The 15,403-nt window shown below is 64.0% G+C and carries 14 protein-coding genes and 5 tRNA genes; 5 read left to right on the forward strand and 14 right to left on the reverse strand.

All coding sequences use genetic code 11. From position 1 onward, the window contains the following. Positions 1–84: 84 nt before the first annotated feature. Both murA and ramA read right to left on the reverse strand, forming a co-directional pair. Positions 85–1,335 carry a UDP-N-acetylglucosamine 1-carboxyvinyltransferase gene (murA, locus tag QP996_RS04065; RefSeq protein ID WP_284871377.1) on the reverse strand — a complete coding sequence of 417 codons (1,251 nt, stop codon included), beginning with the start codon at positions 1,333–1,335 and terminating at the stop codon, positions 85–87. 44 nt (positions 1,336–1,379) lie between these two features. Next, a complete protein-coding gene (ramA, locus tag QP996_RS04070; protein WP_284871540.1) occupies positions 1,380–2,222 on the reverse strand; it encodes an acetate metabolism transcriptional regulator RamA in 843 nt (280 codons plus the stop codon). A gap of 334 nt (positions 2,223–2,556) precedes the next feature. Here ramA and cysK point away from each other — a divergent pair, with 334 nt between their 5' ends. After that, positions 2,557–3,498 (forward strand): cysteine synthase A, encoded by a 942-nt coding sequence (cysK, locus tag QP996_RS04075; protein ID WP_284871378.1) that lies wholly within the window; start codon positions 2,557–2,559, stop codon positions 3,496–3,498. Positions 3,499–3,607: 109 nt separating this feature from the next. Further along, complete coding sequence (epsC, locus tag QP996_RS04080) at positions 3,608–4,207, forward strand: serine O-acetyltransferase EpsC (protein ID WP_284871379.1); 600 nt, start codon at positions 3,608–3,610, stop codon at positions 4,205–4,207. Here epsC and QP996_RS04085 read toward each other — a convergent pair whose 3' ends face one another. The 6 genes from QP996_RS04085 to QP996_RS04110 form a co-directional block, all read right to left on the reverse strand. After that, entirely contained in the window at positions 4,208–4,498 is a 291-nt protein-coding gene (locus tag QP996_RS04085; protein ID WP_284871380.1) for a GNAT family N-acetyltransferase, read from the reverse strand. A gap of 57 nt (positions 4,499–4,555) precedes the next feature. Beyond that, positions 4,556–4,628, reverse strand: a tRNA-Phe gene (locus tag QP996_RS04090). A gap of 28 nt (positions 4,629–4,656) precedes the next feature. Continuing rightward, positions 4,657–4,730, reverse strand: a tRNA-Asp gene (locus tag QP996_RS04095). Between the two features lie 108 nt (positions 4,731–4,838). Next, positions 4,839–6,722, reverse strand: coding sequence for a vWA domain-containing protein (locus QP996_RS04100; protein WP_284871381.1), 1,884 nt, complete (start codon positions 6,720–6,722; stop codon positions 4,839–4,841). 257 nt (positions 6,723–6,979) lie between these two features. After that, positions 6,980–7,056 (reverse strand) — tRNA-Asp (locus QP996_RS04105). Between the two features lies 1 nt (position 7,057). Then, positions 7,058–7,130 (reverse strand) — tRNA-Glu (locus tag QP996_RS04110). Positions 7,131–7,203: 73 nt separating this feature from the next. Between QP996_RS04110 and QP996_RS04115 the strand changes: the two genes are divergently transcribed. Continuing rightward, positions 7,204–7,791, forward strand: a complete 588-nt coding sequence (locus tag QP996_RS04115; RefSeq protein WP_284871382.1) for a CG0192 family protein — start codon at positions 7,204–7,206, stop codon at positions 7,789–7,791. Between the two features lie 3 nt (positions 7,792–7,794). Here the strand turns inward: QP996_RS04115 and zupT are convergent, their stop codons facing one another. From zupT to scpC, 3 genes are all read right to left on the reverse strand, one after another. After that, positions 7,795–8,559, reverse strand: coding sequence for a zinc transporter ZupT (gene zupT / locus QP996_RS04120; RefSeq protein WP_284871383.1), 765 nt, complete (start codon positions 8,557–8,559; stop codon positions 7,795–7,797). Between the two features lie 62 nt (positions 8,560–8,621). Then, positions 8,622–8,694 (reverse strand) — tRNA-Lys (locus QP996_RS04125). 52 nt (positions 8,695–8,746) lie between these two features. Beyond that, positions 8,747–10,255, reverse strand: a complete 1,509-nt coding sequence (scpC, locus tag QP996_RS04130) for a succinyl-CoA:acetate CoA-transferase ScpC (protein WP_284871384.1) — start codon at positions 10,253–10,255, stop codon at positions 8,747–8,749. Positions 10,256–10,444: 189 nt separating this feature from the next. Here scpC and dusB point away from each other — a divergent pair, with 189 nt between their 5' ends. Continuing rightward, a complete protein-coding gene (gene dusB, locus QP996_RS04135) occupies positions 10,445–11,605 on the forward strand; it encodes a tRNA dihydrouridine synthase DusB (protein ID WP_284871385.1) in 1,161 nt (386 codons plus the stop codon). Positions 11,606–11,633: 28 nt separating this feature from the next. Then, on the forward strand, positions 11,634–12,365 hold the full coding sequence (locus QP996_RS04140) for a phosphate signaling complex PhoU family protein (RefSeq protein ID WP_284871386.1): 732 nt from the start codon (positions 11,634–11,636) through the stop codon (positions 12,363–12,365). A gap of 67 nt (positions 12,366–12,432) precedes the next feature. Here QP996_RS04140 and pstB read toward each other — a convergent pair whose 3' ends face one another. The 3 genes from pstB to pstC form a co-directional block, all read right to left on the reverse strand. Next, positions 12,433–13,209, reverse strand: coding sequence for a phosphate ABC transporter ATP-binding protein PstB (pstB, locus tag QP996_RS04145; RefSeq protein ID WP_181889021.1), 777 nt, complete (start codon positions 13,207–13,209; stop codon positions 12,433–12,435). A 36-nt stretch (positions 13,210–13,245) separates the two neighbouring features. Next, the gene (gene pstA, locus QP996_RS04150; RefSeq protein ID WP_284871541.1) at positions 13,246–14,073 is read right to left on the reverse strand and encodes a phosphate ABC transporter permease PstA; all 828 of its coding nucleotides are present in this window, start codon (positions 14,071–14,073) and stop codon (positions 13,246–13,248) included. Between the two features lie 151 nt (positions 14,074–14,224). Then, the gene (gene pstC / locus QP996_RS04155) at positions 14,225–15,295 is read right to left on the reverse strand and encodes a phosphate ABC transporter permease subunit PstC (protein WP_284871387.1); all 1,071 of its coding nucleotides are present in this window, start codon (positions 15,293–15,295) and stop codon (positions 14,225–14,227) included. Positions 15,296–15,403: the final 108 nt, after the last annotated feature.

The following is a 15,403-nucleotide window of genomic DNA, read 5'->3' on the forward strand; positions in this document are numbered from 1 at the left end:
CAGCGGGGCGTTGTCGGTCTCGCTGACTCGATATAAGTTACACACACCCCACACACAACACAAACCCGCAGCACAGAGCCGGTTTTAAGCGCGTTCTACATGTGCGCCAAGCGCGTTGAGTTGCTCGACGAATGCCGGGTAGCCGCGGTCGATGTGGTGCACCTCGTGCACGGTGGTCACACCGTCGGCGACCAGGCCGGCGAGCACGAGGCCGGCCCCGGCACGGATGTCGGAGGACCACACGTCGGTGGAAGACAGGTTGTCCACGCCGCGCAGCATGACGTGGTGGCCGTCCACGTTGGCGTCGGCACCCAGGCGCAGCATCTCATCCACGAACCGGAAGCGCGCTTCGAAGACGTTCTCGGTGATCACGGATACGCCGTCGGCAATTGCTGCGAGTGCGATCGCCATGGGCTGCAGGTCAGTGGGGAAGCCCGGGTACGGAAGCGTCTGGTAGTCCACGGCGCGGGGGCGCTGGTCCATGCGCACACGGAACCCGTTGTCGTAAGTTTCCACGTTGGCGCCGGCGAGCTTCAGCTTCGACAACGCCAGGTGCAGATGACCGGGAGCCGCACCGGTGACGGTGATGTCGCCCTGCGTCATTGCTGCGGCGTACGCCCACGTGCCGGCGACAATACGATCGCCGACCACTGTGTGCTCCGTCGGCGAGAGCGAATCCACGCCGTCGACGGTGATGGTTGACGTCCCCGCGCCTTCGATGCGGGCGCCCATGGAGTTGAGCATGGCGCACAGGTCCACGATCTCTGGCTCGCGCGCCGCGTTGTCCAGCACGGTACGGCCGTCGGCGAGCACCGCCGCGGTGATAATGTTCTCCGTGGCGCCCACGGACGGAAAGTCCAGCTTGATGGAGGCGCCGGTGAGCTTCTCGGCACGCGCAACCACCGCGCCGTGCTCGATGTGCGTGGTGGCCCCCAACTTCTCCAGGCCGGACTGGTGCATGTCCAGCGGACGCGAGCCGATTGCGTCGCCACCCGGAAGCGCCACGTAGGCCTCGGTGCAGCGGGCCACCAACGGCCCAAGCACCGCCACGGAGGCGCGGAACTGTCGCACCGCATCAAAGTCGGCGTGCGGGGACACTTCCGCCGGGGTGTGGATGCGCACCACGTCGCCTTCGATGTCCACCTCGCAGCCAAGCCCGACCAGGACATCGCGCATCAGTGGCACATCCAGGATCTGGGGGCAGTTGCGCAGCGTGGTGGTGCCTTCGGCTAGAAGCGCCGCCGCCATCAGCTTGAGCACGCTGTTCTTGGCGCCGTCAACGCGAACTTCGCCCGCAAGCCGGGCGCCGCCTGAAACCAAAAACCGTTCTTTCACGTCCGCCACAGTACAGAACCGAAGGGACGTCGATAGGCAAATGCTTACGGCAGAGCACCGATGCGGCGCGCGGCGTTGACCGCCTCGTACCTGGTGTGAGCACCGAGTTTGCGCATCACGCTGCGCAGGTAGGACTTCACGGTCTCAGCACCGATGCCCATTTCCGCGGCGGCCTCGACGTTGGTGTGCCCGAGCGCCACGCACGCGAGCACGTCGAGCTCGCGAGCAGACAGCTTGGTCGTTTGCTTCACGGCCACTGGCGAGACCAACTGCTCGCAGAGCTGCTCGAGCTCCTTACGCAGCTTCTCGTCCTCCACCCGATTCGTCAGCATGCGCAGCTTGGAGTGGGTGGCGCGCACCTGCTCCCACTCCGCGCCGTTCATCGCGCGGCCGGTCTTCGCGCCGGCGCGGTCCCCGCCGTCGGACGAACGCAAAGCCGCGTTGACCGCGAGCTCCTGCTCGAGGGTGCGCGCGGTCATGGCGACCTCCTCGATGACCTTGTCGCCCAGGCGCACCGGCGAGTGCACGCCGACATACAAAACGCCCCGGATCTCGCGCTGCACAATCACGGGCACGGCGACGACGGAGTGCAGCCCCTCGTCCTGAATCTGCTGGTCGTATTCGTGGGAGATCACGGAAGCGCGCGTGTAGTCAGCGATGCCAACTGCGCGGCGGGTTGACACGACGCGCCCGCCCACGCCGGCACCCTCGGCGATACTGAGATTCTGCAGCGCCGGGGTGCGCAGACCGATCCATTGGGTGATCTGGATCCGGTTATCCGACAAGAGAGTGCCGTACATGGCAACTGGAATGCCGGTTGCGGTCTTCAGCGCGGTCAGTGCCGCGCGGATCGCGTCATCGTCGTCCTTGATGCGCTGCGCATCCATCGTCATACGTGTCGCCTTCCACCGTTTCGGGGGCACCCGTGTGGGGCACACCCGAATCCGAACAGGACTCAAAAACAAAAGTGATCATATCGCGCGAACGGGGGTAGCCAAATTTAGCCCCGCTCCAACATCTCCCACGCATCTCGCCGAGATCCCCCAGCAAACGTCCCAGCAAGCGCCCCAGTGAGCATCCCGGCAAGCCCGCGCGGTCGGCACAGACAGTCACATTCCGAACCGCACGGTTCACACCCAACAAACCGCCTTGTCTATTTCTCGGTGTATGCTGTGCCGTGGAAAACCAATAGACCAATCAAACCCCAGGAGGGGATGACTTATGGCAAAGATCGCAAGCAACGTTCTCGACCTCATCGGCGGCACCCCGCTCGTCGAGCTGAAGGACATCACCGAGGCCCACGGATCGAAGGCGCGCGTGCTGGCCAAGCTGGAGTTTTACAACCCTGCCAACTCCGTCAAGGACCGCATCGGCAAGGCCATCATCGAGGCTGCCGAGGCGTCCGGCGACCTGAAGCCGGGCGGCACCATCATCGAGGCCACCTCCGGCAACACCGGCATCGCCCTGGCACTCGCGGGTGCCGCGAAGGGCTACAAGGTCATCCTGACCATGCCGGAGACCATGTCCAACGAGCGCCGCGTGCTGCTGCGCGCGTACGGCGCGGAGATCGTGCTCACCCCGGGCGCCGCCGGCATGAAGGGTGCCGTGGAAAAGGCCAACGAGCTGGTGGAGCAGAACGAGGGCGCAATCCTGGCCCGCCAGTTTGAGAACGAGGCCAACCCGAAGATCCACTACGCCACCACCGGCCCGGAGATCTGGGAGGACACCGATGGCGAGGTGGACATCCTTGTCGCGGGTGTGGGCACCGGCGGCACCATCTCGGGCGCTGGCAAGTACCTCAAGGAGCAGAAGTCCGAGGTCAAGACGGTGGCCGTCGAGCCGGCTGCCTCCCCGCTGCTGTCCAAGGGTGAGGCTGGCCCGCACAAGATCCAGGGCCTGGGCGCGAACTTCATCCCGGGCACCCTGGACCGCAACGTCGTGGACGAGATCATCGCCGTGACCAACGAGGATGCCGTGTCCACCTCCCGCGAGCTCGCGGTGAAGGACGCCATCCTTGGCGGCATTTCCGCAGGTGCGAACGTCAAGGCTGCCCTGGAGGTCGCCGCTCGCGAGGAGAACGCCGGTAAGACCATCGTGGTCATCATCCCGGACTTCGGTGAGCGCTACGTTTCCACCCTCCTGTACGAGGACATCCGCGACTAAGCACTTTTTGCTTAGCGACGAGCTGTCGCCCCTCCCCCGGCGCCGACCCATTCGGCCCGGGGGAATTTTTATCCCCACAGAAAATGAACCGCTTGGTACACTGCGGCCCATGCTTTCCCTGGCTGCAAAGGTTGTTTCCACTGTCCGCGAGGACCTGGCAAACGCGCGCGAGCACGACCCTGCCGCGCGCGGCGACGTTGAGAACGCCGTGGTGTATTCGGGCCTGCACGCCATCTGGGTACATCGCATCTGCCACGCCATGTGGGAGCGGGACTGGAAGGGCCCGGCGCGCATCCTGGCGCAGCTCAACCGCTTCTTCACCGGCATTGAGATCCACCCTGGCGCGACAATCGGCCGGAAGTTCTTCATCGACCACGGCATGGGCATCGTCATCGGCGAAACCGCGGAGATCGGCGACGGTGTCATGCTCTACCACGGCGTGACGCTGGGCGGACAGGTGCTCACACAGACGAAGCGCCACCCCACCATCGGCGACAACGTCACCATCGGCGCCGGCGCGAAGGTGCTGGGCCCGGTGGTTATCGGCTCAGGCTCCGCCGTCGGCGCGAACGCTGTGGTGACGAAGGACGTGCCGGAAAATTCCATCGCGGTGGGCATCCCCGCAAAGGTCCGCCCGCGTAAGACGGACGAGTGCGTAAAGCTGGTGGACCCGGACAACTATGTCGATCCGGGCAGTTACATCATCTAGTTACGCCAGCAGGTCCCGGTACTGGGGGTTCTGCTCAATGTAGCGCTCCACCGCGGGGCAGGACGGGGTGACCAACACGCCGTCCGCGCGAGCGTCGTCAAGCGCCGCCTGGATAAGCGGCTTTGACAGGCCCTGGCCGCGGAATTTGGGGTCCACCACGGTGTGCGGCAGGTCGCGCACACCGTTCGCGTCGGCGTAGGTGGCAAAGCCCGCCACTTCCTCACCCACGAGGATTTCGTACTGGCCTTCCGTCTCGTTTTTGTGCACGGATATTTCCGGGTTCTCAGACATGCAGCCGACTATATGCGAAACCCCTTCCGCGTCGCTGCGGAAGGGGTTTCGGAAGTGTGGCCAGAGCCAGGATCGAACTGGCGACCCCACACTTTTCAGGCGTGTGCTCTACCAACTGAGCTATCTGGCCGGAACTACTCGTTTGCCAAGCAATTCAGCGACCCTGACGGGACTTGAACCCGCGACCTCCGCCGTGACAGGGCGGCGCGCTAACCAACTGCGCCACAGGGCCATATTTTATTGTTTCGGTGCCCTTCCAGCGTGTTCCACACTGTCTCTTGCACGAGTTGATACATTACACAGCACCCTCACACGGCTACAAATCGCCAGCGTAGATTGCTTATCGACGTCCACGTGAGAGGAAAAACACGACTGCCGCGGCTATCAGTAACAGCACCAGCAGGCCGCCGAGCAGCCCCGGAACGAGCCCGAAGCCTCCATCCTCGCCATCCTCCGCGGCGTTGACCTCGGTTTCGCTGTCCTCGCTGTCCTGACTGTCCTGCGAGGCCGAAGTCTCAGCTATGCTTTCAACCGCGTTGAATTTGATCGGCTCGTCTGATGGCTCCGGGCCGTCCTCATGCGTCGGCGACCAGTCCGGGCCACCGTTGACTGGCTCACCATCCATGACCACCTCAAACTCGAACGGCTGCTCCACGCCAGCGATGTCGTAGCCCTCGTGCACCCAGCCCATGCCGAACCAGACGTAATACTCGCCCTGGTAAGGCGTGTTGGTGCCGTGCCAAACGTACTGGCCGAGGGTTTCCGGGCCGGACTCCGCACCGTCCTGGAAGAAATTCATCCTGAAGCCTGCCACCTCGTTGCGCATCGGGTCGTAGATGCCATAGCCGAGGCTGTCGGCGTTGCCGGCGACCGACGCCGGCGTTCTCACGTTCATCACGGGCCGCTGCCCGTAGGCCACGGGGATCTTGAAAAACCTGAACTCGCCGGGGACGATGTTGTCGGAGTACGTGCCCTCGGTGATCTCCACTGCATTGTTGAACCCGGTGCCGCCGGAGATTGGCTTAGGGTTCTCAATCGGCATCTCACCAAGGTAGTCGCCAGCTTTGATAATTTTGCCGTCTGACCACGCGGTTTTCTGCTCATCGCTGGGAATCGGCTCGTAGAACACGCTGACCTCGAGTGCAATATCCCCGGTGTCAACGCCCTCGACGTCGGAGATTTGCGTCTGGACCAGGATGTCGCTCATGTCGCATTCCATGTCCGACTCTTCGTTGCGCTCTGCCGAGGCATCCGCAGAGTCGATCCCATATTCCGGGCCGGCAGAGACGTATGCGGTGTGGGTCACCGGGAACCAGCCGCATTCTGCATCCCCCTCGTTAGTGACCTCCACCGGATCAATCTTGAGGTGTCCGTCCTCCCACATGCCTTCGGTCTGCCACACGGGCGTAAACACCATGCGCGCGTTGTGGCGCGGAGGTACGGAAATGCGGAAGTACCGGTCCTTCGCAGTGCCCCGGTCCGGCGTCACCGTGGTCCGGTACTGCCCTTCGCCCAGCCACTTCGCATCCTCTGGGTTTTCCGAGAACTCAAACTCGGTGCCGCCGGTTTGGTACTTCTCCACCCCGCGCTGGGCCAAAAACTTCAGCGACTCCGCCAAGCTGCTCGCATCGGCCGCCTCCAAGAACTGCCCACCGCCAGCTTCCGCGATGCACTCCAGCTCCGCGCGGGCTTCCTCGTCAGCTTTGAACCCGACGGTGTGGATCGCCAGGTCTACGCCGTCGCCCGCCAGTTCCTTGGCCACGTCGCACACCTCGGGCGGCGCGCAGGTGTCGATGCCGTCGGAGACCAGAATGATCGAGCGCTCGCCGTCGCTGCCCAACTGTTCTGCAGCCTTGCGCAGCGCGTTGCCCATCGGCGTGTAGCCCTTTGGCGTGAGCCCGTCGATAGCCGCGCCGAACTTTTGCTTGTCCACCTTGCCAATAGGCACGAGGCTCTGGATGTCCTTGCAGCCCTTTTCTCGGTTGTCGGGCGCATTGGATTCCTGCGCGCCGTAGGCAATGAGCCCCATCTTCGCGGTCGGCGGCAGGAATTCAACCAGCTCGTGGGTCGCCTTCTTCGCCGCGTCTATACGCGGGCCCTCGGCGTCCTCCTCGACCATGGAATAGGACGCATCCAGGATCAGGACCGCCTTCGCGTCTGCGGAGCCCCCGCTTGCCGACGCCCTCGTGGTCGAGCTCGACAACGTCTTCGTCTCAGTGCTCACTGCAGTGCTCGATTCCGCGGGCCGATTCGTCGTCTCCGTCGCGAATGCGGGCGCTACCCACGCCAGCATGCAAGCGACGACAAGTACGCACACTGCTACGGACCGACTTCCCCATTTGACATGCGACATCGCTCAGGCCCTCTTCCTTATGTGTCCATTGTCACAGACAACAATAAAAGTGGGCCAACACTTTGGCAACAGATGTTCGGGAAATAGTGAAAAACCAGTTCCCGGATTTCCGAGAACTGGTGTGCATTTGGCGACCCTGACGGGACTTGAACCCGCGACCTCCGCCGTGACAGGGCGGCGCGCTAACCAACTGCGCCACAGGGCCGTACCCCCAACGGGATTCGAACCCGTGTTGCCGCCGTGAAAGGGCGGAGTCCTAGGCCTCTAGACGATGGGGGCCTGTCATCAAAGACAGCCGTTGAATCATACGACACGCCCTCCACGACAACCAAATGAGCAGTACAGTGACCATATGGCCGAAGCAATCATTTACGACGCGACCCTTTCCCCGACGAAAGACCAACTCCTTTCCGAGCACTCCCCCATCGTGGAACGCCTCGGTTCCTACCGCGTGGTGGACCACGACGGGGAGGTGGGCATCGAGGTCCTCGTCGGCCGCGATGTCAACGGCGCGTTGCGGCAGTTCGGTGTCTCCTACCGCGACGCGGAAGCCAAGCTTGACGACGAGCTCACGCCCATGGACCACTCTGTCCTCGGCGCCCGTTCCGTTTCACCGTTGACCGCGGATCCGGTGGCTGTGCGCGAGCTGATTCAGACGATCCTCACCGGTGACGAAGGCGCGTCCTTTAGCAATGGCGAGCCGATCTTCGCCGTGCGCGGCACCGGCCAGACCCCTGACGCAGCCGTGGGCGCCGTGGAGATCGAGGACCACAACGAGTACACCAGCATCGGCACCGTGGAGATCGACAGCGAGCCGCAGCGCTATCAGCTGCGCATCACCCGCGAGGTCCTGGATGCCCAGGTCGCGGAACCGCAGGATCTCGCGCTGGTGCGGGCGGACGACGGCGTGATCCTGATGCGTCTCGAGGTGTGGAAGTAGCCGCTAGCCCGGCAGTATGAGCAGGCTCACGGCCATCACGGCCATGCCGGCGATGAGGCCGTATATGGCGGTGTGGTGGCGGCCGGTTTGGATGGCGGTGGGCAAAAGCTTGTCCAGGCTGACAAACACCATGATCCCGGCGATGGCGGCGTAGGCGACGCCAAGCGTTTCCGGGCCCAGGAACGGGCGCAGCAGCAGGAAGCCGATGAGGGCCCCCAGCGGCTCGGCAAGACCCGACAGGGTGGCCCAGCCGGCGGCCTTCCATTTCGACCCCGTCGCCTGCCGCAGCGGCACTGCAACGGCCACACCCTCGGGGATGTTGTGGATGGCAATCGCGATAGCAATCGGAAGCCCCAACGCCGGGTCCTCGAGTGCCGAGATAAACGAGGCGAACCCCTCCGGGAAGTTGTGCACGGCGATGGCCAACCCGGTGACCACGCCGACGTTGCGCATGGTTTTGCCGCCCGCTGGGTCCTCGTGCGGATTAATCTCTTCGGGCACGAACCTGTCGATCAGCGCGATCACCGCGATACCTGCGAAGAACGCGACGGTGCCCCACAGATGCGCCCGGTCGTCGCCGCCGAGCGCATCGACGCCCTCCGGCAGCAACTCCACCAGCGAGATGTAGACCATCACGCCAGCAGAAAACCCCAAAGAGGCCGCGAGAAACTTGTCGCTCGGGTTGCGCTTCAGCGCCACAAGCAGGCCGCCGAGGCCAGTGGACAAACCGGCGAACAACGACAGACCGAACGCAAAGCCAAAGTTCATGCGGCTAACCTTAGCCCGCCTGCACAACAAACCCCCGCCACGTGCGTGACGGGGGTTGAAGGTGGGCCCTGCGGGGATCGAACCCGCGACCTGCGGATTAAAAGTCCGTAGCTCTACCAGCTGAGCTAAAGGCCCGCGGGGGCTAATGGTAGCCCGTGGGCCCATTAGCCCGGAAATCGGGGCTGGCTTAGTCCTGCTTCTGCATCGTGCCGGTCTCTTCCATGCGCAGGTGGAAGTCGAAGGCGTGACGCAGGTCGTGCGGGGTTGCCTGGTACTTGCACTTGGAGGCGCGTTCGACGTACTCCTCCAGCAGCGGACGGTACGACGGGTGGGCGATGGAGATCATCTTGGATACGCGGTCGCGCGGAGCCAGGCCGCGCAGGTCGGCCACGCCGTACTCGGTGATGAAGACCATCGCGTCGTGCTCGTTGTGGTCGATGTGGGACGCAAACGGGACGATGGCGGAGATAGCGCCGTCCTTCGCCACCGACGGGGAGATGAACGAGGAGATGTAGGCGTTGCGGGTGAAGTCGCCGGAGCCGCCCAGGGCGTTCATCAGACGGGAGCCGTTGATGTGGGTGGAGTTGGCGTTGCCGTAGATGTCCGCCTCGATCATGCCGTTGGACGCGATCAGGCCGGTGCGGCGGATGACCTCCGGGTGGTTGGAGATGGACTGCGGGCGCAGGATGATGGACTCGCGGTAGCGCGACGCCTCGTTATTCATCTTCTCCGCGTACTCCGGCGACAGCGAGAACGACGTGGCGGAGGCGACGGTCATCTTGCCGGCGTCGATGAGGTCGACCATGCCGTCCTGGATGACCTCGGTGTAGGCCTGGATGTTTTCGAACTTGGAGTCCATCAGGCCCGCCATCACGGCGTTGGGGACGTTGCCCACGCCGGACTGCATGACGTAGCCGTCGTACGTTAGACGGCCGGCCTTGACCTCGTTTTCCAGGAAGTCGAGGAAGTTGCCGGCGATCTGCTCGGAGATCTCGTCCGGCGCCTTGAACGGGGCGTTGCGGTCCGGGTCGTTGGTCTCTACGACGGCGACGACCTTCTCCGGGTCGATCTCAATGTAGGTGGTGCCGATACGGTCGCCGCACTTGGTGATCGGGATCGGGATGCGGTTCGGCAGCGGTGGCACGGTCCAGATGTCGTGCATGCCCTCGAGCTCCTCGGACTGCCACTCGTTGACCTCGATGATGATCTTCTTCGCGGCGTTGAGGAATTCCACGGAGTTGCCGACAGAAGAGGACGGCACAATATTGCCGTCCTCGGTGATGCGCACGGCTTCCACGATGGCCAGGTCGACCTCGCCGAAGAAGCCCTGCTCCACCATCATGCCGGAATGCGACAGGTGGATGTCCTGGAATTTCATTTCGCCGGCGTTGATCTTGTTACGCATGGTCGGGTCGGACTGGTACGGCATTCGGTAGCGCAAAGCACCGGCTTCCGCGAGCACGCCGTCGCACTCGGGTGCGGTGGAGGCGCCGGTGTACATGTCGATGGAGAAGTCCTGGCCCTTTTCATGGGCGGCCTTCGCCTTCTCTGCGATCGCGGCCGGCATGGCCTTGGGGTAGCCGGCACCGGTGAAGCCGGAGGTGCCGACCTTGTCGCCGTGGTTGACAAACTGGACTGCCTCTTCGGCGGACATGACCTTGTCGCGCAGCTTGGCGCTTGCAATGCGGTCGCTCATGTTGCTCCCTCAAATCGTTTCGTGCGGGTAGATAACATTGACCACCATATTGTGACCTAGGCCCCACTGCCAGAATTCGGGCGGAGCCCGTCGTAAAGCAACTGCTTATCGACGGCTCCGTACCCCCGAACGGGCGTAATCCCGGCGATTGGACGGAAGACGTGCTGCACGGGAAGAATGGGCGGAACTATGACTGCAGTTGCCCCCGCCCTGACAATCGGCGGCATTGATTTGAGCTCCCCCGTCATCCTCGCGCCGATGGCAGGGGTGACAAACATGCCGTTTCGCGTGCTGTGCCGCGAGATTGAAGAGGAGCTCACCGGAACCTCCTCCGGCCTTTACGTCTGCGAGATGATCACCGCGCGCGCCATGGTGGCACGCAACCAGAAAACCCTGCACATGACCACCTTCGCCGACGTGGAAACGCCGCGGTCGATGCAGCTGTACACCGTGGACCCCAAGTTCACCTACGAGGCGGTGCGCATGATCGTGGAGGAAGACATCGCCGACCATGTGGACATGAACTTCGGCTGCCCCGTACCCAAGGTCACCCGCAAGGGCGGCGGCTGCGCCATCCCCTACAAGCGGCGCCTGTACGGCAACATCGTCGACGCCGCCGTGCGCGCCGCCGAGGGCTCCGGGATCCCCATCACGGTGAAATTCCGCATCGGCATCGACGACGAGCACCGCACGCACCTCGACGCCGGCCGCATCGCCGCCGACGCCGGCGCCGCCGCAGTCGCGCTGCACGCCCGCACCGGCGCCGAACGCTACTCGGGCCAGGCTCACTGGGACGAGATCGGCCACCTGGTCGAGCACATGGACGGCAGCGGCGTGCCCGTCATCGGCAATGGCGACATCTTCGCCGCCGACGACGCCGCGAAGATGATGGAGCAGACCGGCTGCCACGGAGTGGAAGTGGGCCGCGGGTGCCTGGGCCGGCCATGGCTGTTCGCCCAACTCGGCGCCCAGCTGCGTGGCGAGGACATCCCGCCGGAGCCCACCCTGGGACAAGTCGCAGGCATCATCTACCGCCACGCGGAACTGCTGGCCGCCCACGACGGCGAGGAGCACGCCTGCCGCGACATCCGCAAACACACTGGCTGGTACCTGCGCGGCTTCCCGGTCGGCGGCGAGTTCCGCAAGTCTCTAGCCCAGGTCAGCTCCCTGGCAGAGCTGAAGGAGCGCCTCGCCCCCATCGCCGATTCTGACGAGATGGCCCAGCATGCGGACGACGCCCGCGGGCGCCAGGGGTCCGCCGGCAAGATCGCCCTGCCTGAGGGCTGGTTGGACGACCCGGAGGACGACACCGTGCCCGAAGGCGCCGAAATTGAAAATAACGGCGGGTAAACCCGCCGGCTTGCGTAGCATAAAGTCCATGCTCAGAACCGCGTACAGGGAACATCTCGAGGCTTTCAACCAAGACGTCCTCGAGATGTGCGACACCGTCCGCGAAATCATGGGCCACGCCACCGTCGCGCTGCTGGAGCAGTCGCTCGAAGACGCCGAGGTAGCTCTCACCGAAGCAGATGCGCTGCAGGAGATCAGCCAGCGCTGCGAAGACCGCAGCATGCGCCTGCTCGCCCTGCAAAACCCCGTGGCGTCCGAGCTGCGGCAAGTCGTCTCCGCGATCTACATCGTGGAAAGCTTCGAACGGATGGGCTCCCTCGCCCGCAACATCGCGCTCCTGACCCGGCAGCGCCACCCCTCCCCCGTCTACCCTGAGGCCCTGCACGGCTACGTGGAGGAGCTTGCCCGCCTCGTCTACGAGATGGGGGCAGCCACCAGAAAGCTCCTGGTCGAGCCCGACGCGGACGCCGCCGTGGAACTGCACACTATCGACGAAGGCGTCGACGACATGAAGGCCTTCCTGTGCAGCCTGGTGTCGGACAGAGAGTGGGAATACTCCACCCGTGAGGCCGTGGATCTGTCCATGCTCGCGCGCTACTACGAGCGCTACGCCGACCGCTGCGTCAGCGTGGCCCGCCGCATGGTCTTTCTCATCACCGGCCTCAAGCCCGAGGAGTACGTGCAGCAGCGCGACGAGGTGGACTACGACCCGGAGCAGAAGTTCGCCACCATCGAGCGCAAATTCCGTAGGTGGAAGTAGGCACCAAAACAGGCGACGCCCCTGCGGTGCGGGGTGCACCGGAGGGGCGTCGAGAAGCGAGTTGCTTCTAGCCGAAGCGACCGGAGATGTAGTCCTCGGTCTCCTTCTGCTCCGGGTTCTCGAAGATGGTGGTGGTGTCGTTGAACTCCACCAGGTGGCCCGGCTTGCCGGTGGCCTCGAGGGAGAAGAAGGCGGTCTTGTCGGACACACGCGCAGCCTGCTGCATGTTGTGGGTCACGATCACGATGGTGTACTCGTTCTTCAGCTCGTGGATGAGGTCCTCCACGGCCAGGGTGGAGATCGGGTCCAGGGCGGAGCAGGGCTCGTCCATAAGCAGGACCTCCGGGCGCACCGCGATCGCACGCGCGATGCACAGACGCTGCTGCTGACCGCCGGAGAGGCCGCCGCCCGGCTTGTCCAGACGGTCCTTGACCTCTTCCCACAGGTTCGCGCCGCGCAGAGACTGCTCCGCGACTTCCTTGAGCTTCTTCTTGTCCTTCTCGCCGGACAGGCGCAGACCCGCCACAACGTTGTCCTCGATGGACATCGTCGGGAACGGGTTCGCCTTCTGGAACACCATGCCGATGGTGTTGCGCACGGCAACCGGGTCGACGTTCTTGCCGTAGATATCGTTGCCGTCGAGGAGGATCTCGCCCTTCACGGACGCGCCGGGGATGACCTCGTGCATGCGGTTCAGGGTGCGCAGCACGGTGGACTTGCCGCAGCCGGACGGGCCGATGAACGCGGTCACGGCCTTGGATGGGATCTGCATGTTGACGTTCTGCACGGCGTGGAAATCGCCGTAGTAGATGTTGACGTCGTTGAGTTCGAGCTTGGTAGACATCTGGGTTTCTCCTGGGTGGGTGGGAACGCGGGTGGGTTACTTCTTGACCGAGTAGCGCTTCGCCACAAATCGAGCGAGCAGGTTCAGGGTGACAACGAGGATCACGAGCGTCAGCGCCGCGCCCCAGAGTCGGTCGTTTGCCGGGCCGGTTGCGCCGGACTTCCACATATCCAGCATGAACAGCGGCAGCGAGGACTGCGGCTTGTCAAACATGTTGAACCAGTTGGTGGTCGGGGTGGAGCCGACGAGGATCAGCACCGGGGCCGACTCACCCATCACACGCGCAATCGCGAGCATGATGCCGGTGATGATGCCGGACAGCGCCGTCGGCAGCACGATGCGCATGATGGTCTTCCACTTGGGAACACCCAGTGCGTAGGAGGCCTCGCGAAGGTCCATCGGAACGACACGCAGCATCTCCTCAGTGTTGCGGACCACAACCGGGATCATCAGCAGGATCAGTGACAGGGACACCGCGAAACCGGAGCGCTGCTGGCCCAGGATGGTGATCCAGAGGGCGTAGACGAACAGCGCGGCGACGATGGACGGCACGCCGGAGAGGATGTCCACCATGAAGGTGGTCAGCTTGCCCAGCTTGTTGCCGTTGGAGTACTCCACCAGGTAGATCGCGGTGAAGATGCCGATCGGGATGGAAAACAGCGACGCAACCAGCGTCTGCATGAGGGTGCCGGCGATGGCGTGGAGCGCGCCGCCGCCCTCCTTGGAGGAACGCACGCCGACCATGTCCTGGGTCCACCAGGCCGGATCGAGCACCGCGCCCATGCCGCGGGAAACCACGGTGATGAGCAGCCAGAGCAGCGGGATCAGCGCGAGGATCATGCACAGCCACATCAGGCCGCCCATGATCGAGTTGGTGGTCTTGCGGCTCGAGGCGATGTCCGTGAACGGGCTCTCGCCCTTGCCGCGAGAGGTGCGTGCCGGAGCGGGGTTTTTGGTTGCTACCTGGGAGGAGCCGTTGTTCGGTACTGCAGTAGACATTTCTGCTTTCCGCTCCTTACTTGTTAACGATCGCGCGCGCGATCGAGTTGACGATGAAGGTCAGCAGGAACAGCACCAGGCCGGCGGCGATGTAAGCGCCTGCGGAGACCGGGTTGTTGAACTCTGCGGCGGCGTTCGCGATCGCGGTGGCGAAGGTGGTGCCGCCGTCGAACAGGGAGCCACGGAAGTCGTTCGCCGGTGCCACGGCCATGTACAGCGCCATGGTCTCACCCAGTGCGCGGCCCAGGCCGAGCATGGAGCCGGCGATGAAGCCGGACATGCCGAACGGGATCACGGTCATGCGGATGACTTCCCAACGGGTAGCGCCGAGCGCCAGGGCGGACTCGATCTGGCCCGGAGGGGTCTGCACGAAGATCTCGCGGGCAGTGGCGGCGATGATCGGCAGGATCATGATGGCCAGGACGATGCCGCCGGTCATCATGTTGCGGGCCGTGGAGAACGGCGGGGAGTTCTGGTAGGTGGCGAACAGGAAGAAGTCGCCGCCCCAGCTGTTGACCCACTTGTAAAAGTCGCCCAGCAGCGGGCCGAGCACCTGCGCGCCCCACAGGCCGTACACGATGGACGGCACTGCGGCGAGCATGTCCACCAGGGTGCCCAGCGGGCGAACCAGGTTCGGTGGGCAGTAGTTGGACAGGAACAGTGCCACGCCGAGTGCGATCGGCATCGCGATGATCAGCGCGATCAGAGAAATGGTCACCGTGGAGAAGAACAGGTTCGGGATACCGAACTGCATGGCCTCCAGGTTGGCCGTCTGCCACTGGCCGCCGTAGGTAAGGAAGCCCAGGACGCCGCCTTCGTTCCGCATCAGCGGCGGCAGCGCCTGGATGAGCAGGAAGATGCCGATCGCCGCGACCAGGACAGTGATCAGGGTTGCGGAGGCGGTGGAGAGGAACTCAAAGATTCGGTCGCCCGGGCGCTTCACGCCTGCGCCCTTAGTGGCATCGCCCGCGATTGGAGTGTGCTCATCTTGTCCCTTGGTCAGGGTGGCGCCTGAGGAGTTCTGGTTTACAGGATCAGTGGTGTTCGCGGGCCCTGCGCCGCGGTCGAGGTGATCGTTAGCAGCCATATGCTCGAATCCTTCGAAAATGAATCGGTGTGGACGGCGGAAACTGGGGCGAACACGCCACTTCTCCGCATAGAGAGACCCCCAGAGATCGGAATCTAAGGGGGTCTA

The organism is Corynebacterium sp. MSK008 (assembly GCF_030232585.1).
Classification (GTDB): Bacteria; Actinomycetota; Actinomycetes; order Mycobacteriales; family Mycobacteriaceae; genus Corynebacterium.